Raw genomic sequence first — 20,845 nt, forward strand, 5'->3', positions numbered from 1 at the left:
GGCGCTCACCCACACCGACACTGGCGCTCACCCACGCCAATCGGGATTCCGACCACGGCGCTCACCCGCACCACCTCTGGACCCCCTGAAGGCCAATATTCAGTGATGAACGTGGTTCCTCGATTCGTGCCCGAAAGTCGTGATCCTGCCGAATCCGGATTGGTGACTCGGGTCGTGTCGCTTCTGCGGTCGGTATCGTCCGCCGCTGATAAGGCCAGCGAGTCGGAGTTGCCGCCGAAAGGCAAAAAATGGGGTGTGCACAATGTGCACACTTTGGGCCTCGGACTGAGGCGTACATCGGTCGGATCGGGCCGGATTCCGCATGTTTCCGGGGGAGTCCAGTGGTTTCGGGGGCTGGATTCCGGTTCGAGTCCCGCCTCGGGCACAGTGTTTCCTCAGGTCAGGGGCTTTTGAGTGTTATTTCGTGTGCACATTGTGCACACTCTGGACTCTGATCTGATGTTCCGGGTGTGTGGGGTCCCGGAAACGGCCTATTCGGTTGTGTGGGGAAGCGGCTGCCTACGGCGGGCCGGGTACCGCCCTGCGGGGTCTCTGCTGGGAGTTCATCCTCGTTCGTCCTTCCGTCGGGTTTTCGCGTTCACTTCTTCATGGTGGCTAGAGCCGCGTACAACATGACTTGCTGGTTATTCTTTGGATGGACCTGGGTTTGCGGCCGGTCCGGAATTTTCCGCTCTGATACCTGTTCATGCAGGACAGCGGGGGGAACGGCATGACATAGCCACTGATTCGGAGCTGATCATGAGCTTGCTGAGCCTGGCCAGTCGGCAGGCGGGGCCGGCCTCGAGGGCGAGTTGTAGGAACTGGTGGGCCCTGCTGCCATGGCCTTCCCACCATTTAGCTCGCCGCCGCAGCCATCATTTTCCCGTCATCGCCGCATCCGGCTTCTGGGTAACCGGCGTCTCTGTCCTCGCTGTATTGGCGGTGGGAGCTGGCCACGTTGCCCTCAATCAGATCCGGACGATCTCTGCCTCCGCCGGCGTCAACGCGGCGAGGGCCTCGATCCAGAAGGCCGAAGCGAAGGCGCTGCGGGCCAAGAATCGGGAAGAAGAACAGAAGGCCGTCGCCTCGCAGGTGCCCGAACACAACGAGAGACCGGCCCGCCGCATAGGCTGACCGGTCTCTTCCAGGAGCTCTAGAGCGGCTGGATGTTTTCCGCCTGGGGCCCCTTGGGACCCTGGGTGATGTCGAACTGGACCTTCTGGTTCTCGTCCAGGGACTTGTAACCGCTGGAGGCGATTGCCGAATAGTGTGCGAACACGTCAGCGCTTCCGTCGTCGGGGGCGATGAATCCGAAGCCCTTTTCGGCGTTGAACCACTTGACAGTACCTGTAGCCATGCTGATGTCCTTCACGGGTCGCTGGTCGGTTCCGCTTCTCGGATTGCCGTCCCGGCCACTCACACGGCTGAGCTTATGTGGGTGGTCCGGCCACTGGCAAGAAATTCCGTCAGCGGCGGACAGAGAGCATCCTTGGGCTTGTGCTGAGCGCGTGCTCACCGCGCGACCGGGCCGAAGGCCCCTTATGCGGGACGCCGGGACCGGTTAATGCGTTCAGGGATCTGGTCGTGGACGCCACATTGCGGCGCACGGCCCTTTCGAGCCCGGGCCACCGGAAAACTGCCCGCTGAATAGCCACCATTCCGTGTACGCGGAAAGGCTTAGCCAAGAAGGTCATTTTCTTGCTTCATGTTGTAGTCCACACCGCTGTAGCCGCCGTCAGTGACGATGAACGCTGCTTCCGGGCTTAGTAGAAAAGCGACGACCGAGGCTATGTCTCCAGGTGCTCCGTTTCGACCCAGCGGAGTCAGGCTTGCTGCTTCGTATGATTCGCTGATGATGCCGCTGTCGACCCAGCCCGGGGTCACAGCGTTGACCCGGATTCCTCTGGGCCCAAGAATGTTGGCGAGGCTCCGCGTGACGGAAAGAAGTGCCGCCTTGCTAGCTGAGTAGCCGATGCTTCTGAAGGACCCGATGTGAGCGTCCGTGCCGGCTATGGCGACGGAGGTGGATTTACCATCGGTTCCCGTCCTCGGCCGGTTTTTGTCCCGGCAGTGATCCGCGCTGGGGCGGACCATTGTGCCGTCCGTGGGGATTTGGAATTGGACGTTGTCGGCGGGGCTGCGCGGGGATCATCACGGGCCTCATTGCGGCTTGGTCTCCGCGATGCACGCGGGCGACGGTCCCCACTTAAACTGCCAGAATCAGCCCTTGGCCAGCTGCAGAAGAGTCCAGTCGATACCGTGCGTCGGAACCGCCCACGAAAGCAGCACGCGGATCATGATGGGCGGAATCATCAAAACAGCCAATTCGGCTTCTTCTGCCCAGCGACGCCGGGGGGCTTCCGCATACCATTCGGCGACGGGAACAGTCCGGTTACGAATCGAATTTGGTGTCGAGAATCTCAAAGTCGTTGGATCTCCGCAAGCGACTAATTGCTGAGCAGTATTTGCATGAAGATGCCAAGCAGGATTGAGGAGGCCTAAGACGTGCCGCTAGCAATCCCGGCGTTGAGACTTGGCGTGATCCGCGCGTTCAAGCAGCCGGGACACCATGTAGCCGATGACGAGCCCCCAGAACGCCGGATGGATGTTGAAAAGGCTCAAACCGGAGATGGTCACGACGAAGGTCACCAGGGACCCCAATGTGAAGGCTGTGGCGAAGGCGGTCAAAAAGGCTTGCTGGAGGGCCCTCAGCATCGCAAGGCCGCCCAGGGCCAGGATGAATTCCGTGGGCGCGGCGAGCATGAGACGGGTGAGGGTGGGAGCCAGGAGGGCGCAGATTATGGCCAGAACGCCGTACACCACTGCAGCTGTGTACTGGCGCTGCCTGCTTCCCGAGGAGGTCATGAGGGCGTTCGTGGGGCCGGTCACGCAGGCTGAAACAGCGCCGCAGCAAGCGTTGAGCAAGGAAAACGCGCCTGAAACGATGGCGAAGACATTGATCGGCGGATTGTGGCCGGCGGCACCGAGAACGGCGACGCCCTGGCCATTCTGAACGAACAGCACGGTGAGGGCCAGGGGAACAACCAGTTCGAGCTGGGCAGCCCAGGTGAACTCAGGAAGGGTGAAGACCGGGGTGGCAAGAATCGGTCCGCTTTCCCGGAGGGCAAACTGACCACTTGCCGCCACGGCCAGGCAACCGACCACAAGGGTGCCGAGCACCGGGGGAATGAACCTGCCCAGGGCAGGCACGGCCGAGAGGACCAGGAAGACGGCCACCATCGGGACAGTCACCACGGGGTTCGCCTGGGCTGAGGCAACGACGTCGGTGCCGAATTTCAGGAACACAGCGGCCACCATGGCCATGACGATCGGCATCGGGACGGCTGCCATGATCCGGCGAACCATTCCGGTGGCACCCAGCCCGAGGATGAGAATGCCGGACGTGAAGAACGCCCCGACCACCTCCGGAAAGGACAAGTGCTGCAGGGACGGGCCCAAGAGCACTGTGCCGGGAATGGACCAGGCGAAGCCGAGGGGCTGGCGATAGAGGAGCGACATGAACAGGGTCGCCGCCCCGCCCGAGAAGAGGATGGCAAACACCCAGGACGCGAGCTGGCCTTGGGTAAGTCCGCCCGCCGTTCCAACGGCCAGCGTGACCGCTATCGGGCCGGAGCCGGCAAAGATGAGGCCGATCACCCCGTTGGATACGTAGGGCGTGCCCAGGTCACGGAGGAATTGGCGCACCCCCGCGGGGCGAACCCCCGGGCGTTCGAGCAGCGGCTGGGACTCCGGGGCCACAGCGGCTTCCGCGTGGGGCATAGCGGGCTGGATCTCGCGGGATCGCGGCATTCTGGCTCCTGGGAACGGCGGAAAAAAACACTGGCGCCCCGGAGTTGGCACTCCGGGGCGCCGTCCGTGCAAGAGCCGAGGCGCCGGCACCGATTTCGGGCGGTGGTTCCTACTTGTGCTGGCCTTCCTTGGCGAGGACGTAGTCATAGACCACTTCTTCGCCGGACTGGCCGTCCGTGCGCGGCCGCGGGTCCAGCATCAGCTCGGGCTTGACCGCCGATGCGATGTCATCGTCGTTGTGAGGATCGCCGGGGAAGTACAGCTGCTGGGTTACAGGCTGGAAGCCGGGCGCGGAGACCTTGATGTGGATGTGCGCCGGGCGCCAGGCGTGCCACCCGGCCGCGTTGATCAGCTGCCCGCAAGCTCCGTCCGTGGGAATCTGGTACGGCGCCGGGCGCATCGTGTTGATTTCGAAGCGGCCGCCGTCCTTCGCCTTGACCGTGGCGCGGAAGAGCCACTCGGGGAGGCCCGGGGCGTACTGGGAGTAGAACCCGGCGCTGTCCGCATGCCAAATTTCCACCTGGGCACCTTGGATTGCATTGCCTTCGGTATCAGTGAAGCGGCCCGTGAAGTGCAGTGGGGTGCCCTCCTCGTCCTCGCGCATCTCCACGGTGCCAGGGCTCTGGAGCACGGGGGAGCCGGGGACGTAGTAGGGTCCCTCAATGGTCCCCACGGTGCCCGGACGGTCCTGGGAGTTGACGTCCTCGACAGTGTGTTCCAGCCACACGTCCAGGAACAGCGGCCATTCCCCGTCTGTCCCTACCTTGATCAGCCAGGCCTTGAGTGCGTTGTATTCCTCGTAGGTGACCTCGTGTTCGACGACGATGTCGTTGGCGGCCTTGATGAGTGCCCCTGCCAGCAGGCTCACCCTTTCCTTCGGCACGTCCAGCTGCGCGAGCTTTCCTGAGGCGGTAAAGCGCTCGGTGGCCTTTGAACCGGCTTCGACGGCAGTGCCCTCGTCCTCTTTACGGGCGTCCGTTTGGGTGTCAGTCATGGTGTTCTCCATACTCTTCGTTGAACAGGGGAGGAAGGGTTCCTGCACCCGGTGCGAGTCTCAGTGCGCCGGGGTGTAATTCCGCGGTGACGTGGCTTCGCGTGATGTCTGTCTCATGATAGGCCTCGCGATAAGGACGCCACAAATATCAATTTGGCCGCTTTTTAGTCATGAAGCCTACATAATTTCACCCTTGGTCGAACCTAGGTGTTTGCCTGATGTGAGGGTGGTCACGATAGGGCAGGATTGCCTGACAACGTCCCCCGCCGGCGCCCCCGGCTGGCCCGGACCTTCCGCCAAATTTGTATAGCACCCTCCAATGAAGGAGCAGCCATGACCGAGAACCTGACCCATGTCCGTGAGGTCCTTTCCGACGCCGTGATCGACGACCGTGAGAACGGCGTCATCCGGGCCAAGCGCGAAATTTTCACCGATGAGGATATTTTCGAACTGGAGATGAAGCACATCTTCGAGGGCAACTGGGTTTATCTCGCCCATGAGTCCCAGATCCCCAATGTGGGGGACTACTTCACCACGAACATCGGCCGCACTCCCGTAGTAATCACCCGCGACAAGGACGAGAACCTGAACTGCATCGTCAACGCCTGCTCCCACCGCGGCGCGATGCTGTGCCGCCGCAAGACGGACAACCGCACCACTTTCACCTGCCCGTTCCATGGCTGGACCTTCAAGAACTCCGGTGAGTTGCTGAAGGTCAAGGACTCCCGCAACGCCGGCTACCCGGAGACTTTCAACAAAGAGGGCTCCCACGACCTCACCAAGGTTGCCCGCTTCGACTCCTACCGCGGTTTCCTCTTTGGTTCCTTGAAGGCGGACGTGCTCCCGCTCGAAGAGCACCTGGGTGACGCCACCAAGGTGATCGACTCCATCGTGGACCAGTCCCCGGAGGGACTCGAAGTGCTGCGCGGCTCATCCACCTACACATATGACGGCAACTGGAAGGTGCAGGCGGAGAACGGCGCCGACGGCTACCACGTCACCGCCGTGCACTGGAACTACGCTGCCACCACCGCCCGCCGCAGCGCAGGCGACTCCGCCAACAAGACCAAGGCCATGGACGCCGGCAAGTGGGGCAAGGTCAAGGGCGGCTTCTACTCCTACGACCACGGCCACCTGCTGCTATGGCAGGAGTGGACCAACCCCGAGGACCGCCCGCTGTGGGACCGCCGCGAGGAGCTCGTGGCGAAGTACGGCGAGGAAATGGCCAACTTCATGATCAACATCTCGCGGAACCTGTGCCTGTACCCGAATGTCTACATCATGGACCAGTTCTCCTCCCAGATCCGCCACTTCCGCCCCATCTCCGCGGACCAGACCGAGGTCACCATTTACTGCATCGCACCCAAGGGCGAATCCCAGGAGAACCGCTCCAAGCGCATCCGCCAGTACGAGGACTTCTTCAACGCGACGGGCATGGCCACCCCCGACGACCTCGAAGAGTTCCGATCCTGCAACAAGACTTACTGGGCCACCTCGGCGCCGTGGAACGACATGACGCGCGGGTCCACCCACGAGATCGCCGGCCCCGACGAGCAGGCCCGGGCGCTGGGTATGACCAAGGTCATAGCCTCCGGGGTGCGCACGGAGGACGAGGGGCTCTACCCGATCCAGCACGGGTACTGGAAGGAAGTCATGGACCGGGGCTTGGCGGAGGCGGAGCGCTCCGCTTTGGATAGCCTCCCCGTCACTGCCTGACCGCGTCCACGTCGAACCAGAGAGAGTGCATAACCCATGATCAACCTGACAAAACCTGCTCCGGCGCTCAAGACCGCCGAAGAGATCGCCACGCTCGAAACCGTCCGTGCCTTCCTGTACCGGGAGGCCCGGCTGCTGGATGAGCGCCAATTTGATGACTGGCTCCAGTGCTACCACCCGGACTCCGAGTTCTGGATGCCCGCATGGGACGTCGACGACCGGCTGACCGAGGACCCGCAAAACGAGATCTCGCTCATTTACTACGATAACCGCGGCGGCATTGAGGACCGGGTCTTCCGGATCAAGACGGACCGGTCCTCGGCCACCTCCCTCCCGGAGCCCCGCACCGGGCACAACATCACAAACATCGAGATCGTGGAGCACGACGGCGACCAGGTAAAGGTGCGCTTCAACTGGTTCACCCTGTACTTCCGCTACAACACAACGGACACGTACTTCGGGACCAGCTTCTACACGATCGATCTTGCCGGCGGGGAGCCGGTGATCATGAAGAAGAAGGTCGTCCTCAAGAATGACTACATCCACCACGTGGTTGACGTCTACATGATCTGACGGCAGCGTGCCGGTGCCCGCCCGGCCCCGGCCTTGACCGTTTCAAAACCGTGCCCGGCGGGCACATCCACACTTTCCCGGGTCGCTACGACGCGATCCCCAGCCAGGAGGAAATCATGGGCCACAAAGTAGCCCTCAGCTTCGAGGATGGCGTCACCAAAGTCATCAAGGTCGGCGACTACGAGACCGTGATGGACGCCGCGTACAAGGCACGCATCAACATTCCGTCGGACTGTCGTGATGGTGCGTGCGGCACCTGCAAGGCGTTTTGCGATTCCGGTTCCTTCGATCCGGGTGATTACATTGACGACGCCATGACGGAGGAGGAGCTCGAAAAGGGCTACATGCTCACCTGCCAGGCAGTGCCGGAGTCCGATCTGGCCATTCAGATCCCTGCCACGTCGGAGTCGGCGAAGACCTCGGCCACCACCTTCACTTCCACCGTGAAGGAACTCAACAAGCACACGGAAACAACGGTGTCCTTCACCTTGGACGTGGAAAACCGGGATGCTCTGGCCTTCCTTCCGGGCCAGTACGTCAACGTCAAGGTCCCCGGAACCGACGCGGAGCGTTCCTATTCCTTCAGCAGCGGCCCCGAGGTGCACGATGCGTCGTTCATGGTGCGGGTGACGCCCCAAGGTGCGATGTCCGAATACCTGCGCGACAGGGCAGCGGTGGGCGACACCATAGAATTCACGGGTCCCTACGGCTCGTTCTTCCTGCGCGAGCCCAAGCGACCCCTGCTGCTCCTGGCAGGCGGTACCGGCCTGGCCCCGCTCTTGTCCATCCTTGAGAAGCTCTCCGAGAATCCGCAGTCGGTGCCCGTCCACCTAATTTATGGTTTGACCCGCGAGGCGGACATCGTTGGCTTGGACTGGCTGCGGGAATATGAGGCGAAGCTGCCCGGATTCACGTGGGACTACATTGCTTCCGAACCGGGCACGTCTGCTCCAAACACGGGTTATGTCACCCAGATCATTGCGCCCGCGCACCTGTTCGACGGCGATGTTGACATCTATCTTTGCGGGCCGCCTCCCATGGTCAATGCCGTGTCGAAGTGGCTGGACTCCGAGGGCATCAAGCCCGCCAACTTCTATTTCGAGCGGTTTGCCCCGAAGGAGACCACCGGCGGCGACGCGGAGACAGGTGCACCGGCAGCCGTGGCGAAGATCGAGGCGGAAGGCGACACCATGAGCCGTAGCGAGGCCGTCTCGTCCCTCGAGACCGGCCGGCTGGATTTCCGCAAGGAGGACAGCTTTGCCCAGCTCGACGCGCGCATGGGCCTGGAGCTCGCAGTGAGCGAGCTGATGCTGGGCCGGCTCAGCCAGGAGCAGCTGCACCAGTTCCGCCGGCTTGCCGAGGCCACCACGCGCTTTGTCACCGGTGGCACCATCCAGGACCCGGATGAGTTCGCGCGGACCAACGAGGAGTTCCACGAATACCTCTTTATGGTCTGCGACAACCCCATGCTGCTCGAGTCCTACCGCCGGCTCGACGTCCATGCTCAGATGGCGGCGGCCTTCGAGGCGGGAACCAGCATCTTCATGCGGGTCACGCAGGACCATCTGGATATCGTTGACGCCTTCGAACGTCAGGACAAGGCGCGGGCGCGCGAGGTCATCATGGCCCATGCACACGACGCCAAGGACACCATGGCGAACGCGATCGATGCCAAGGCCGCCCACTGATGACGCAGCCATATGCTGGACAGTTCATTACTCCTGGCCGTTATGCCGGCAAGGTGGCTCTTGTGACCGGCTCCGCCCAGGGCATTGGCCAGAAGGTAGCGGAGCGGATCGGGGCCGAGGGCGGCGCCGTTGTCCTCGTGGACCGGTCCGACCTGGTCCATGAGGTGGCGCAAGGGATCGAGGAGGCGGCCCAGGGTTCCGGTTCAGTAGGCTCGGCTACCTCGGTGACCGCAGATCTTGAGACCTTCGCAGGTGCGCAGCAGGCCGTGGAGGCTGCGCTGGCCGCCCACGGCCGGGTGGACGTACTGGTCAACAATGTCGGCGGCACGATTTGGGCCCGCCCGTACGAAGAGTACGACGAGGAGAAGATCGAGAAGGAAATCCGCCGCTCACTCTTTCCCACCCTCTGGACCTGCCGGGCGGTGCTGCCGGCCATGCTGAAACAGGGCTCCGGTACCATCGTCAACGTTTCCTCGGTGGCCACCCGCGGGCTGCACCGGGTGCCCTATGCAGCGGCGAAGGGCGGAGTCAATGCCTTAACGCAGTCGTTGGCAATGGAGGTGGGCGGACGAGGCATCCGCGTGGTCGCAACCGCACCGGGGGGTACCGAGGCGCCGCCCCGCAAGGTCAAGCGGGGGCCCGAGGCCGAATCCTCCACGGAAAAGGCCTGGTACCAGGTGATCGTTGACCAAACCGTGGATTCTTCCTTTTTCAAGCGCTACGGGACCTTGGACGAACAGGCCGCGCCGATCGTATTCCTTGGATCAGATGAAGCGTCTTACCTCACCGGAACCATCCTTCCAGTTGCTGGCGGGGACCTGGGCTAAGGCCGCCGTGATGAATTCCCGCCGCCAGGGCCGTACGGTCCGCTCCAGTAGGATTGCGGTCATGACGACGGGCTCCATAAGCGGTGAAATGGCGGAGGACCTTCCGCTCGTTGGCCGGCGGGAGGTCTTCGAGGAGCTGTTGGAGATTCTCCGCACTGTCCGCAAGGGACATGTGGGCGCAGTGGTGATCTCCGGGCCATCGGGCTCCGGGAAGACCGCAGTGCTCGATTTATTCCTTGAGCACTGCCGCACCGGGGTCCGTGGTGTCCGCGTACTGTCCGCCATGGGCGACGAATGGGAGGCGCAGTTTGCCCTCGCCGGTTACTCCCAGCTTATGCTCGCCGCGCCGCTTCGCTCGGCAAAGGATTACGACGGCGGCCCGCCGGTTCCCGCTGGCCCCGTCGCGGCTCTCATGCCGGCCCAGGTGGTCAATTACGCTTCGACGCTCAGCGCCCACCTTGAAGGACTGCAGTCGCACGGCACCGTAGTTGTCGCCGTCGACGACGTTCACAAACTCGACGCCGAGAGCCTGCGCATCCTCACCTTCGTCATGCGCCGGCTGCACGGAAAAATGATTCTGTTCCTGCTCACGATCAACCCCGATGACGCAACACGTGTCCCCGTAGGTGCCCTGGACTTCCTTTCAGGTCATCAGGTCACCCGGATCCCGCTGGATCCGCTCACGCCCAAGCAGGTCCAGCATCTTGCCCGGACGAGGCTCGGCATCGACCTTAGTGCCACGGCGGCCCACGGTCTGGTCCAGCACACCGGCGGAATTGCGCAACCGGTCGTCGAGCTGCTCCAGGAGTTACCAGCGGAGACGTGGCAGACGTGGTTTCCTACCCTGCCTCCGAGCTCCCGGGTGCGCGCCCGGATGCGCAGCGTCCTGGCGGCCGCGTCTCCCGGGCTGGTCTCTGTGGCAGAGGCTGCGTCCGTGCTCGGACGCAGCGCGGGTCTGGCGGAGGTTTCCCAGGTCAGCGGGCTGGAGTCGGTCATGGAGGTACTCGACGAGGGACACCGGGCAGGGCTGCTGGGGTTGACTGTTGATCAGGCCCGTTCTTCCGTTGTGTTCTTTGAACCAGGCACAGCTCAGGCCATCTACGAACAGATCGTCCCCAGCCGGCGCATCGCGCTGCACCGGCTGGCAGCTGAGGCCGTGCAGCCCGAGGGTGAACGTCTGGGCCACCGCGTCTCAGCGACTCCCGGAGCAGACGAGGCCCTTGCTGAGGAGTTGGAGGAGCACGCCCGGGGCCAGGCCCTGCTGGGGGTGTGGCAGGATGCCTCGACGGCGCTGTTCTCCGCGTCCCGGCTTTCCCAGGACACCCGTTCCCGGAACGACAGGCTGTTGAGAGCCGTGGACGCCCTGGTGGGTTCCGGCAATATAGCCCAGGCCCAAATGTGGAGCGCGGCAGTGGACGCCCTGCCGTCCTCACCGCTCCGCTCCTCAGTCCTGGGATACCTCTCTACTGTGTCGGGACAAAATGACAGCGCGCAGACGCAGCTGGAGATGGCGTGGCGCACCTGCAACCCGCAGCGTGATCCCGCGGCCGCCGCGCAGGTGGCGCAGCGCTTCGTCCTGCACGGGGTAGCGTCCTGGGACGGCCCGCTGATTACCGGCTGGGCCGAACGGGCGATGGAACTTACGCAGCCGGGAACCCCTGCGCACATTGAGTCAGAGGCAATCTACGGCTTGGGCCTGTATGCACAGGGCCGGCTTTCGGAGGCGGAGGCCTCCTATCACCGGGCCTTCGAACATGCTGCCGAGAACGCCCAGAAGCAGCGGGTCCAGATGGGTGCCGGCTGGCTGGCATTGCGCCTTGACAACGTTGAGTCAGCGTTGATTAACTTCGAGGCGGCTGCTCCCACTGAGTACCGTGGCGGCTCGATGCGGATTTCCCTGTGGGCCGAGGCCTGGCTGGCGCGTACCCACCTGGTGCTTGGCAACTGGGATGCGGCTGCTGCCACCGTGGCGCGCGCATCTGTCCGCCTCGAAACCTCGCGAATGCCGCTGATCCGGCCCCTGCTGTACTGGACAGCGGCGGAGCTTTGGTCCATGCGCGGGGACTGGGACCGGGCTCGATACTACGTTTCACAGGCAGCGGTGCAGCCGGGGACCTACCGGGCCATGCAGGTGCCGGCAAGCCTTGCCCGTGCCCGCTTCCACGAGGCTCGGGCCGACTATGAAAGCGCTTTGGCTGTGCTGCAGCCGCTGACGGAGCTGGACCCCTGGACTGAGAACCGGGTGTCCTTCTGGCCCTGGCAGGACACCTACGTCAACGCCCTTGTCATGACTGATCAGCTCGACGCCGCCGACTCGTTCCTTACCGCGTTTGAACGGGTTCCGCGAGAGCGGGAAGTGCCTTCGGATCTGGCGCGGATGGCGTGGGCGAGGGGCCGACTCGTGGCCGCGCAGGGGGACCCCGACACTGCCAGGGAGCACTTCGAGACGTCCCTGGGCCACCTCCGCGGGCTTAACCGGCCGTATTTGCGGGCGCGGGTCAGCTTTGCCTACGGCCAAAGCATGCGCCGGGCGGGCAAACGGCGCTTGGCGTCCTCGGTCCTGCGCGTGGCCCGCGACCTGTACGACTCCCTTGGGGCGGCCACGTACGTGGAACGGTGCGACCGTGAGCTCAAAGCAACAGGTCTTGACGTCGGTAACCTGCCCGATCCGGCCGATCCCGTGCTCATGGCGGCCAGCGACCACCACCTTCAGTTAACAGCACAGGAACGGGCGGTGGTCGAACTGGTAGCGGCCGGGGCTACCAACAAGGAGGCGGCGCGGGCTCTGTTCCTGGCGGAGAAGACGGTTCAGTACCACCTGACGCGGGTCTACCGGAAGATGGGAATCCGTTCCCGCAGCGAACTTGCGGCTGTGTTCCGGGCCAAGGACTGACCCGGAACACAGCTTGTTCTGAAGTAAGCAGGTGTGACTTGACCCGGCGTTTACTTGACGTCGGACGGGTGCTTGGCGAGCGGCACCACCGAGATGTCCATGAAAGGGAACAACGGCAGGTTCTGCAGGATCTCATGAAGTTCGTCGTTCGAATCGACGTCGAAGATTGAGTAGTTGGCGTACTCCCCAACCACTCGCCAGATTTCCGGCCACTTTCCCGAGTGCTGTAGCTCATGCGAGTAGGCCTTCTCCTTGGCCTTGATCTCCGCGGCTTCCGCGGCGGGGAGGTCGGCGGGCAGGTTTACGTCCATGTGGACAAGAAATTTCACGGATCTACTTTCGGAGGTTGGGATGTCATCGGTCTGAGCGGTACAGGGAGAGCTTGTCTTCATCAACGGCTGTGCCCACGCCTGGTCCCTCGGGAACACGGATGCGACCGCCGGTGATGGCCAGGGGCTCGGCCAGGAGGTCGTCGGCCATGTCCAGGTAATTCGACAGCTCCGCCGCACGCTTGGCCGTATGGGCGAAGGCAGCGCCGAAGACCACCGAGGCGGCGGTGCCGACCTGAGTGTCGATTTGGTTGCCAATATAAACGTCGATGCCCATACCCTCGGCCATCCCCACGATTTTGGCGGCCTCGGTAAAACCGGACCGTGCCGTCTTTACAGCCAGGAGGTTCGCGCCCCCGGTGAGGATTTCCCGTGCGGCCTCACCTAGATTGGCAGCAGACTCGTCCGCAGCGATGGGGATGGGGGAGTTCGCCACGAGGCGACGGCGCCCGAGGACTTCGCGGGCGTCGTCGGGTTCCTCCAGGAACTGCAGGCCCAACTCCGCCGTGCGTCGCAGCACTTCGGCGGCCTCGTTGGCGGACCACCCGCGGTTGGCGTCCATGTAAAGCTCAGCGTCCTCGCCAAGGCCATCGCGCAGTACCCGGGCGGCCTCGATGTCGAGGTGAAGGGGACGGCGCCCGGTCTTGAGCTTGAAGGTGTTGATGCCATAGGTCTCGCGGAACTCCAGCGCCAATGCCAGCAACTCCTGGGCAGGCTTAAAGCCGAGCATATGGGAGACCCGGAGCGAGTCGGAGTACCCGCCCAGCAGCTTTGTCACCGGCTGCCCGAGAGTCTTGCCAATGACGTCCCACAGGGCGATATCCACGGCCCCCTTGGCCGTCTGGTTGTGGACAGTCCGGTACAGGATTTCCTGGACCTTCTCCCGGTCAAAGATGTCGACCCCGATCAGCTGCGGGGCAAAAATATCTTCTACCACCGCGACGATGGACTTCTGCGTCTCACCATAGGTGTAGGGGCGCGGCGGTGTGTCGGCAGTGCCCACCAGCCCGTCGTCTGTGCGGAGCCTGATGATCACATGGTCTGCCTCGTGCACGGACCCGGAGGCGAAGTGCAGGGGGTGGAGATAGGGGATCGAGTAGGGGATCGCCTCAATGGCTGCGATCTTCATCAGCGGGTCAGCCTTTCATCAGTGGGAAACGGCACGGGGCCGGGGTGAGGGGGCAGGCGCCCGGGCTCTGCAGTCGCGGTATCAACGACTTCCAGGAAATTTTGCAGCAGGGTGGAGGGATGCCCGCGCATCCAGGCGACTGCGAGTTCGACCGCGGGGACGTTTTCAATCTCCCGGTAGGCCACGCCTTCGAGTTGGATGGCCCGCACGCTGGACGGCATGACGGCCACCCCGCCCCCAGCGGCCACGAAGGCCAGCATCGTGGAGGTCTCTCCCACCACCTGGGCGATGCGTGGCCGGAAGCCGGCCTGGCGGCACAGGTCCGACGTGGTGCGGTAGAGCACAGATTCGGGTGCATAGGCGATGAAATCCTGGTCCTGCAATTCGTGCATGGCCACGGTCCGGTCTACGGCCAGGGCGCTGAACGAGGGAAGCGCGACGACAAGCGGTTCCTTGGCCACAATCCGGTAGTCGATGTCCGGTGAAGCAACGGGGGGGCGCAGCAACGCGGCGTCGAGTCTACCCTCCCGCAGCCCTGCTTCCATGGAAGGAGTGAGCATTTCGCCGTGCAGCGCAAGGGACAGGCCGGGCAGGACCTGCTTGGCAAGGCGGGCGATCTGCGGCATGACGCCGTAGGTTGCCGACCCTGAGAAGCCCACCCTCAGGACGCCGGTGGCGCCCTTGCCCACTTGAGAGACATCGGCCTGAAGTGTCGCTAACTCGTTGACAATCTGCCGACCGCGATCCAGCAGGAGTTGGCCCGCCGCTGTGAGGTCCACCCTGCGGGTGGTTCGGTTGAGCAACTTCACGCCAAGCTGGTCCTCCAACTGACGAATCTGCTGCGAGAGAGGTGGCTGCGCCATGTGGAGGCGCTTGGCGGCGCGGCCAAAGTGCCGTTCCTCGGCAACCGCGATGAAATAGTTCAATTGGCGGATGTCCAAGGTGCTGCCGTCCTTCTGCCGGGACCGGCCTCAAGGATGCTGCCCTGTGCGCGGTAATTAGTTCAAATAATAACTATAATAATCCCTACTAGGTAATCTGGCACGCGTAATACTGTCAGGGCAGCATCACGCGGGCTACCTGAGTTGCTCCGAAGGGATACTGTCCCTTGTCCGCCCTTCGACGATCTCCTCCACTTTGTGCTCGGCTTCCTCCAGCTTTCGCTGGCGGGGGACCAAAACGGTCACGACTGCGCCGACGAGGGCTACGGCCCCATAGATATAAAATGCAGTGGCCCCGCCAATGCCTGCGGCAGCCAGCCAGCCACCGATGATGGGTCCCAGTATCCCGCCGAAGCGTCCCACACTTGCGCACCATGCCACGCCAGCGGCCCGGGCATTGGTGGTGTAGTAATTCGACTGGAACCCATAAATCAGGACCTGGGTGCCCAGTGTGCCTACCCCGGCGAAGGCGATGAAGGTGAACAGCAATGGCAGCGGGAAGCTGAAGGTCATCAGCACCAGGCTGATGGTCGCCAGAACAAAGGTGGAGGCGATGACCCGCTGGGGGCCGCCCTTGTCAGCGAGGCGCGAAAGCAGCAGACCGCCCGCGACGGCACCCAGGTTCAGCGCCAGGGGGAAGAACAGGGAGTATGTGCGCCCGTAGCCGTAGCCTTCCATGATTTTCGGCAACCATGTGTTCAGGCCGTAAGTCAGGAGCAGGCCACAGAACGACATCAGGCCAAGCAAAATGGATGGCACAGCGAACTGCCGGGAGAACACTGCGGCGAAACCTGTTTTTTGCGGTGCGGCGCCCACCTGTTGAATGACCCGTTCCTCGATAAGCGGAACGCCGGTGCGATGCGAAGCGGCCTGGGCTTCCTGCTCACGGCCGCGGGCCAGCAGCCAGCGCGGAGACTCAGGGAGCTTGAACCAGGCGATGGGCACGAGGAGGACGAGGGGTAGGGCGCCGATCATGAACAGCCCGCGCCAGCCGATGTCATTGAGCAGCAGGATGCCCAGGATTGATGCCAGGACGCCGCCTGCAGGGACTCCGGAATACACAATTGCGTTGTAGAACTGACGCCTTCCGGCGGGTGCGAATTCAGCCATGGTGGCGCCGGCAGTAGCGATAACCACTCCCAGGCCAAGCCCGGTAACAAACCGCAAGGCTCCAAAAGCAGTGACGCTGGTGGCAAAGGCCGTGACGAACATGCCCACCGAGAACCAGGCGATGCCCAGGAGCATCAGCCGGCGCCGGCCGAAGAAGTCGCCGACTGCGCCGCAGATCAGGGAGCCCACGAGGACTCCGATGAGTGCCCAGGATCCCAGGAGGCCGGCGGCGACTGTATCAAAAGCGCCGATCTGGCTAGGGTCCGCAAGCAGCCCCGGAAGGACAGTGCCGTAAATAACGAGGTCGTATCCGTCAAACACGAGGGCTGTGCAGATGATGAAGGCCACCCAATTGGCGGTGCGCGCCTCCTTTTTTGGATTTTCGGCTATAACGGCATGCGGTTGTGTCATGATGCCAGGTCCTCTCTGGGGGAAGTGAAGGCGGAGCAGCGCAGCGAAGGATCTTCGGGGCCGTCTTCCGATTGCTTTCAGCCTGACAGAGCTGTGATGCAAGTCATATGAGGGAAATACCCGGCTTTTCGCCCGGGGGATATTTATATGCTGCACATATCAAATGGGTGTTTTGGGAGCAAGACCCGGGGCAGTCCCGCCCGTCTCAATCCATACGATCTGGATATGGAACAGCAGGGCAGGAACGCTGGTCGGAATACTGACGCGTGGATAGGCTGGCAAAATGATCAAGCCCGCACGCCTTCACTCAGACCTGTCCCGCCTCGGCCGGGAGTCGGACATGTTCCTGGCCACCGTTGAGTCCCTTGTCGACGACGAGATGACCGCTCCCTCGCTGTGTGAAGGGTGGACGCGAGCCGATGTCATCGCCCACGTCGCCTCCAGCGGCCGCGCTTTGGTGAAGCTCATCGACTGGGCCACGTCAGGTGAGGAGCGTCCCTTGTATGCCTCACGGGACGCCCGCTCCCAGGAGATCGCCGCCTTGGCCGCTCTCCCGAGGGAAGAGCTCGTCGGGGAATTGCGGGAGTCGGCCCGGAACTTCGCCGAGCAGGCACAGCGGCTGGGCGGGGGGCTTGCGGCCCCTGAGGTGCAGCTTAACGGCGGTGCGCTCCCTGCCACCTCCATCGTTGCGCTCCGGATTGCCGAGGTGGTGGTGCATCACCATGACCTCGACACTGCCTGGACCATCGAGGAGGCCGATCCGGATTCGCTGCTGAACGCCCTCGAAGCCGTGGTGCGTTCACTCCGGGCCAAGGGGTCGCCGGGAATGACGTTGGTGACCGAGGAACGTGACGAGTGGGTGATCGGCGACGGCGGTCTGCGGGTTGTGTCCGACCGCGAAGGCCTGCTCCAGTGGCTGGCCCGCGGGGACGCCGAACATATTGACGTGGACGGCCCGGTGCCGGTGCTGCCATCCTGGTGAGCGGACGTGCGGTGGCACAAGGCATGACTGCAGCGGTCCAGGACATGGATGCGGAAGGAAGTCGGGCGACGGCCCGGGTGTCCTTGCCCGATTCAACGTTGCCTGCGGCAGGCTGAAAGGGGTGTGCACATTGTGCACACCCTGGGCTTCGGATCGGGTCGTACTGGTGCCGGACTGGGCCGGATTCGGGATGTTTGCGGGGGAGTCCAGTGGTTTCGGGGGCTGGATTCCGGTTCGAGTCCCACCTTGGGCACGTATTCCCCCCTCGTCAGAGGGGGTTTTGCTTTTAATGTGTGTACATTAACCCTCCGCGGGTCCCTCTGATTGTGGCCGCGGTCTGTGGCTGGTCCTAGTGGCCTCGCGGTTGTGTGGGTGGCGGGCTAGGGTCCTGGCTGGTGGGCCCTCCGCCTGCTGGCGTCCTGGGTTGTCGGTCCTCTTTGTGGCTTGTTCTGATGGCCCTTGTTGGCCATCACTCATTCATGGCTACGGGTTGTGTTGACGACATGACCTAGGGAAATTTCCTTCTAGCTTTTCCTCCAATAGCTGCTTCCTGTGGGCCAAGCAGAGCGCGCGCATCGCGGGTTTGTCCGGCCAAAGGGGGTGTGTAGATTGTGCACACGCCCCTGGACGGGCATCCGTTCGGCGTGCATTGCGGTCCTTTCCTGCAACTTTTCGGCTGGTATCAGTTCATGCGTCCTGGCGTTCTGGGTGACATGTCCTGAGGGAAAATCGGTGTCTGTCGCGTTGTTAGGATTGCTGGCCGCCCAGTTGGCCATCACGTGAGTCCTCCCGTTCTTTCTCTTGCTTCAACGACGTGTTCCATTTTCTGGGCGTCGTTTCCGACGTGGGCAGGCGGAGCCCTCGTTTACGCTGACCCGCTTTACGATCTGAGCTTTGGGTACATCCCGCTTCAAATGCAACTTCCTGGCGGGGCGGATACGAGGGCGCTGCATCTTTCGCAGACCGTGCGAACTGCCATACGCTAAAGCTAATGGCACGGGAGCCATGGCGGCCTGCGGACTTGGCTCCGCGGCATGTCAGGCACTCCCGTCGCTTGCGGGGAGCACTGGCGTGGCGTAGGCGTGGCTGGTCTGGACGATGCCGGTGACGGTGTCGAGTTCGGTCGCATTCCGTGGCCCGTAGATCATGACCATTCCGTGGGCGAGGCGGATGCCCGCGAGGGGGTGGGCGACGGCCCATCCCTTGGCGATTGCGTCGCGGCTCAGCGCCAGCGGCAGTGCCAGATGCAGAGAACCGTCGTAGTCGGGGTGGAGGTGTGCGAACTCGCCAATTTGTGGCACGAGGAACGCATCAAGCGGGGCCCCCGGGCCCTGTTCGACCATGAAGCCAGATGCGCCGGGTACGGAGATGGCTGACTGACGGGCGGTTACCCCTGGCAAGGCCGTGATGCTGCTGAGAAGTTGCTCTCGGATATGGAGGGGGCTGTTGTCGGAGCGTTGCTGCTGGGGAATCGACCAGGAAACTTCGGGCCGGGTACCTTGGCGGGCCGGAAGTTTGCCGTCTGGAAGGGTATCCCACCTGCCGGGCCCGGAGGGCAGAATGCTGCGGGTGGCAAGGAAATTCAGACGTTCTGCGATCCAGCCGCCAAGCTCGGCAATGGTGGTGTTGGTGAGCCCGTGGCCGCCGGGGTCGCGGCGTGCGTAGGCGGGTGCGCCGGAATCGCCGAGCAGGTAGGTCCACGTGCGGTCCAGCAGTTCGCGGGGGATGACTGTGTCCGTGTCGCCTTGGGCTATAAAGACCGGCACTCCGGCCAGGCGCGCAGGTGAGGTTGGGACGCCGGCGTCGAACGGTAACGTTCCGTACAGGATTGCAGCGCCGGCGAAGCGCTGCGGATCGGCCAGAAGCAGACCACCGGCGAACGCGGCGCCGCCGCTGAAGCCAACGAGTATGACCTGGCGGCCCGCGGGCGCCACGTCGTCGAGCCACTCCCGGAACCAGGCCATGGTCTGAGTGAGGGACTCCGCGACCGGACGGCCGATTCCGCGGTTGGCGAACCAGGCGTATCCGCCTCCGGCGGGGATCGGTGCGCGGACGGCTGCGTACGATGGTCCGGGTGGCAGGTGTCCGGCTAGGCCAATGATGCCGGTCTCGTCGGCGCCGCGTCCGTGCAATAGGACCACAAGGGGACGGTCGGGGGCGTCAGGGCTGTGCCAGATGGCGGTAGGTTTGCCGAAATCGTCATTCATGAGTTGTCCTCCTCAGTGCTGGCTGTGGCGATGCGGCCGGCGGTGGGCACGCCGGACCATCGGGCCAGTTCGGCGTCGAGCTCCAGCGGCTCGACGGGGGCGGTGTTCTCGTACTCGCCCCAATGCTGCCGGGGAAGCATCCACATAAGTTCGAACTCGTTGCCGTCCGGATCTGCGCCGTAGATGCTCTTGGTGGCGCCATGGCTGGACTGACCGGTGTATGCGCCAGCGTCCGTCAAGGTCCGGCGGGCCTCGGCGAGCTCATCGATGGTGTCCAGCTGCCACGCGAGGTGGTAGAGCCCGACGCCGCCACGCACCTTAGCCGCCGCGGCGGCGCCTACGCCGAAGAGGCCGAGGTCGTGGTGGTTGCCGGAGCGGGGCAGCCGCAGGAATGCAGCGTTCGCAGCCGGTTCGCGGGCGACCACTTCCATGCTGAAGACGTGGGTGTAGAAGCGCTCGGCCCGGTCAAGGTCGGTGACGAATAGTACGGCGTGGTTCAGCCGGACGGGGGAGACTGGCATCGGAGGTAATTCTTTCTCTGTTTGGGGCCATGAGCGTGCCTCGGGAGCCGGCCAGAATGAAGGCGGGGCGGCTCCCGGTGATGCGATGCTGCGGGGTTGGGCTGACCGTCGGGTCAGGCCTGGACGGCGAATCCTCCAGTCCAAGAGATCTTCTCGCCGGCCGCGAGGGCGATCTGAAGGAAGCCCTTTGCCTCCAGCTCACGTGCCCGTCGCAGTGAGCCGGCATCAATGGCGCGCAGGCCGCCGGCAGTGATGACCTCCGCGAGCCGGGATTTCGCGTCGGCGTCGTCCCCGGCGATCAGCACAGTGGTGGGTTGCCCGGCGATCTCGCCCGCGGCCAGGGTGGCCGCGAAGGTGGTGTTGAAGGCCTTCACCACGTGGGAGTTCGGTAGCGCGGCCTGGATTTCGGCAGCGGCCGAGGAATCAGCCGGCACGGTCAGGGAGTCGAAGGTTTCAAAGTTCAACGGGTTGGTGATGTCCACGATGATCTTGCCGGCGAGCTGGCCAGCACGTTGGGCCAGGATCTCCTGCACGGCGGGGTAGGGAACGGCCAGGACGACAATCTCACCGGTGACCGCCTGGGCAGTGTCCTCGCTGCCGAGGACCTGGACGGTGTTGCCGCCTTTTTCAACGATGCCGGCGATGGCCGTGCCCATGTTGCCCGTTCCGAGGATGCTTACAGTGGTCATAACGGTCTCCTTCGTTTCGAACCCC

General features: G+C 63.6%; 18 protein-coding genes. 7 read left to right on the forward strand and 11 right to left on the reverse strand.

What is annotated here, in order from left to right; all coding sequences use genetic code 11:
* Positions 1 to 759 precede the first annotated feature (759 nt).
* Positions 760 to 1,134 carry a hypothetical protein gene (locus NG698_RS20030; RefSeq protein ID WP_252598674.1) on the forward strand — a complete coding sequence of 125 codons (375 nt, stop codon included), beginning with the start codon at positions 760 to 762 and terminating at the stop codon, positions 1,132 to 1,134.
* A 19-nt stretch (positions 1,135 to 1,153) separates the two neighbouring features.
* Here the strand turns inward: NG698_RS20030 and NG698_RS20035 are convergent, their stop codons facing one another.
* From NG698_RS20035 to catA, 4 genes are all read right to left on the reverse strand, one after another.
* A complete protein-coding gene (locus tag NG698_RS20035) occupies positions 1,154 to 1,357 on the reverse strand; it encodes a cold-shock protein (protein ID WP_091256599.1) in 204 nt (67 codons plus the stop codon).
* Between the two features lie 320 nt (positions 1,358 to 1,677).
* Positions 1,678 to 2,094 (reverse strand): SDR family NAD(P)-dependent oxidoreductase, encoded by a 417-nt coding sequence (locus NG698_RS20040; protein ID WP_252611959.1) that lies wholly within the window; start codon positions 2,092 to 2,094, stop codon positions 1,678 to 1,680.
* A gap of 417 nt (positions 2,095 to 2,511) precedes the next feature.
* On the reverse strand, positions 2,512 to 3,810 hold the full coding sequence (locus tag NG698_RS20045) for a benzoate/H(+) symporter BenE family transporter (protein ID WP_252598676.1): 1,299 nt from the start codon (positions 3,808 to 3,810) through the stop codon (positions 2,512 to 2,514).
* Between the two features lie 109 nt (positions 3,811 to 3,919).
* Entirely contained in the window at positions 3,920 to 4,816 is an 897-nt protein-coding gene (gene catA / locus NG698_RS20050; protein WP_252598677.1) for a catechol 1,2-dioxygenase, read from the reverse strand.
* Positions 4,817 to 5,137: 321 nt separating this feature from the next.
* On the opposite strand from catA, the gene benA reads away from it, so the two are divergent.
* The 5 genes from benA to NG698_RS20075 all read left to right on the forward strand — a co-directional run bounded on the left by benA (position 5,138) and on the right by NG698_RS20075 (position 12,501).
* The gene (gene benA, locus NG698_RS20055; RefSeq protein WP_252598678.1) at positions 5,138 to 6,520 is read left to right on the forward strand and encodes a benzoate 1,2-dioxygenase large subunit; all 1,383 of its coding nucleotides are present in this window, start codon (positions 5,138 to 5,140) and stop codon (positions 6,518 to 6,520) included.
* Positions 6,521 to 6,556: 36 nt separating this feature from the next.
* Entirely contained in the window at positions 6,557 to 7,093 is a 537-nt protein-coding gene (benB, locus tag NG698_RS20060) for a benzoate 1,2-dioxygenase small subunit (RefSeq protein WP_252598679.1), read from the forward strand.
* A 116-nt stretch (positions 7,094 to 7,209) separates the two neighbouring features.
* On the forward strand, positions 7,210 to 8,781 hold the full coding sequence (gene benC / locus NG698_RS20065; protein WP_252598680.1) for a benzoate 1,2-dioxygenase electron transfer component BenC: 1,572 nt from the start codon (positions 7,210 to 7,212) through the stop codon (positions 8,779 to 8,781).
* Positions 8,781 to 9,608 (forward strand): 1,6-dihydroxycyclohexa-2,4-diene-1-carboxylate dehydrogenase, encoded by an 828-nt coding sequence (locus tag NG698_RS20070; RefSeq protein WP_252611961.1) that lies wholly within the window; start codon positions 8,781 to 8,783, stop codon positions 9,606 to 9,608. The genes benC and NG698_RS20070 overlap by 1 nt, the downstream gene beginning before the upstream one ends.
* Positions 9,609 to 9,669: 61 nt before the next feature.
* On the forward strand, positions 9,670 to 12,501 hold the full coding sequence (locus NG698_RS20075) for an AAA family ATPase (RefSeq protein WP_252611963.1): 2,832 nt from the start codon (positions 9,670 to 9,672) through the stop codon (positions 12,499 to 12,501).
* Between the two features lie 50 nt (positions 12,502 to 12,551).
* Here NG698_RS20075 and catC read toward each other — a convergent pair whose 3' ends face one another.
* The 4 genes from catC to NG698_RS20095 form a co-directional block, all read right to left on the reverse strand.
* Positions 12,552 to 12,830 (reverse strand): muconolactone Delta-isomerase, encoded by a 279-nt coding sequence (gene catC / locus NG698_RS20080; protein WP_252598683.1) that lies wholly within the window; start codon positions 12,828 to 12,830, stop codon positions 12,552 to 12,554.
* 25 nt (positions 12,831 to 12,855) lie between these two features.
* Positions 12,856 to 13,959, reverse strand: coding sequence for a mandelate racemase/muconate lactonizing enzyme family protein (locus tag NG698_RS20085; protein WP_252598684.1), 1,104 nt, complete (start codon positions 13,957 to 13,959; stop codon positions 12,856 to 12,858).
* Positions 13,959 to 14,900: a LysR substrate-binding domain-containing protein gene (locus NG698_RS20090; RefSeq protein ID WP_252611965.1), complete on the reverse strand. Its 942-nt coding sequence runs from the start codon at positions 14,898 to 14,900 to the stop codon at positions 13,959 to 13,961. The genes NG698_RS20085 and NG698_RS20090 overlap by 1 nt, the downstream gene beginning before the upstream one ends.
* Before the next feature lie 135 nt (positions 14,901 to 15,035).
* The gene (locus NG698_RS20095) at positions 15,036 to 16,421 is read right to left on the reverse strand and encodes an MFS transporter (protein WP_252611966.1); all 1,386 of its coding nucleotides are present in this window, start codon (positions 16,419 to 16,421) and stop codon (positions 15,036 to 15,038) included.
* Positions 16,422 to 16,704: 283 nt separating this feature from the next.
* Between NG698_RS20095 and NG698_RS20100 the strand changes: the two genes are divergently transcribed.
* The gene (locus tag NG698_RS20100) at positions 16,705 to 17,403 is read left to right on the forward strand and encodes a maleylpyruvate isomerase family mycothiol-dependent enzyme (protein WP_252598687.1); all 699 of its coding nucleotides are present in this window, start codon (positions 16,705 to 16,707) and stop codon (positions 17,401 to 17,403) included.
* Positions 17,404 to 18,440: 1,037 nt separating this feature from the next.
* Here NG698_RS20100 and NG698_RS20105 read toward each other — a convergent pair.
* From NG698_RS20105 to NG698_RS20115, 3 genes are all read right to left on the reverse strand, one after another.
* Positions 18,441 to 19,610, reverse strand: coding sequence for a luciferase domain-containing protein (locus NG698_RS20105; protein WP_252611968.1), 1,170 nt, complete (start codon positions 19,608 to 19,610; stop codon positions 18,441 to 18,443).
* On the reverse strand, positions 19,607 to 20,131 hold the full coding sequence (locus NG698_RS20110) for a VOC family protein (protein ID WP_252611970.1): 525 nt from the start codon (positions 20,129 to 20,131) through the stop codon (positions 19,607 to 19,609). The genes NG698_RS20105 and NG698_RS20110 overlap by 4 nt, the downstream gene beginning before the upstream one ends.
* 113 nt (positions 20,132 to 20,244) lie before the next feature.
* The gene (locus NG698_RS20115) at positions 20,245 to 20,820 is read right to left on the reverse strand and encodes an NADPH-dependent F420 reductase (protein WP_058929036.1); all 576 of its coding nucleotides are present in this window, start codon (positions 20,818 to 20,820) and stop codon (positions 20,245 to 20,247) included.
* Positions 20,821 to 20,845 lie beyond the last annotated feature (25 nt).

This window comes from Pseudarthrobacter raffinosi, from assembly GCF_023913735.1.
In the GTDB taxonomy this organism is placed as follows: domain Bacteria; phylum Actinomycetota; class Actinomycetes; order Actinomycetales; family Micrococcaceae; genus Arthrobacter; species Arthrobacter raffinosi.

Coding starts and splice junctions, on each gene's coding strand:
- NG698_RS20030 (WP_252598674.1), top strand. CDS start 760: ATGAGCTTGCTGAGCCTGGCCAGTCGGCAGGCGGGGCCGGCCTCGAGG.
- NG698_RS20035 (WP_091256599.1), bottom strand. CDS start 1,357: ATGGCTACAGGTACTGTCAAGTGGTTCAACGCCGAAAAGGGCTTCGGA.
- NG698_RS20040 (WP_252611959.1), bottom strand. CDS start 2,094: ATGGTCCGCCCCAGCGCGGATCACTGCCGGGACAAAAACCGGCCGAGG.
- NG698_RS20045 (WP_252598676.1), bottom strand. CDS start 3,810: ATGCCGCGATCCCGCGAGATCCAGCCCGCTATGCCCCACGCGGAAGCC.
- catA (WP_252598677.1), bottom strand. CDS start 4,816: ATGGAGAACACCATGACTGACACCCAAACGGACGCCCGTAAAGAGGAC.
- benA (WP_252598678.1), top strand. CDS start 5,138: ATGACCGAGAACCTGACCCATGTCCGTGAGGTCCTTTCCGACGCCGTG.
- benB (WP_252598679.1), top strand. CDS start 6,557: ATGATCAACCTGACAAAACCTGCTCCGGCGCTCAAGACCGCCGAAGAG.
- benC (WP_252598680.1), top strand. CDS start 7,210: ATGGGCCACAAAGTAGCCCTCAGCTTCGAGGATGGCGTCACCAAAGTC.
- NG698_RS20070 (WP_252611961.1), top strand. CDS start 8,781: ATGACGCAGCCATATGCTGGACAGTTCATTACTCCTGGCCGTTATGCC.
- NG698_RS20075 (WP_252611963.1), top strand. CDS start 9,670: ATGACGACGGGCTCCATAAGCGGTGAAATGGCGGAGGACCTTCCGCTC.
- NG698_RS20085 (WP_252598684.1), bottom strand. CDS start 13,959: ATGAAGATCGCAGCCATTGAGGCGATCCCCTACTCGATCCCCTATCTC.
- NG698_RS20095 (WP_252611966.1), bottom strand. CDS start 16,421: ATGACACAACCGCATGCCGTTATAGCCGAAAATCCAAAAAAGGAGGCG.
- NG698_RS20100 (WP_252598687.1), top strand. CDS start 16,705: ATGATCAAGCCCGCACGCCTTCACTCAGACCTGTCCCGCCTCGGCCGG.
- NG698_RS20105 (WP_252611968.1), bottom strand. CDS start 19,610: ATGAATGACGATTTCGGCAAACCTACCGCCATCTGGCACAGCCCTGAC.
- NG698_RS20110 (WP_252611970.1), bottom strand. CDS start 20,131: ATGCCAGTCTCCCCCGTCCGGCTGAACCACGCCGTACTATTCGTCACC.
- NG698_RS20115 (WP_058929036.1), bottom strand. CDS start 20,820: ATGACCACTGTAAGCATCCTCGGAACGGGCAACATGGGCACGGCCATC.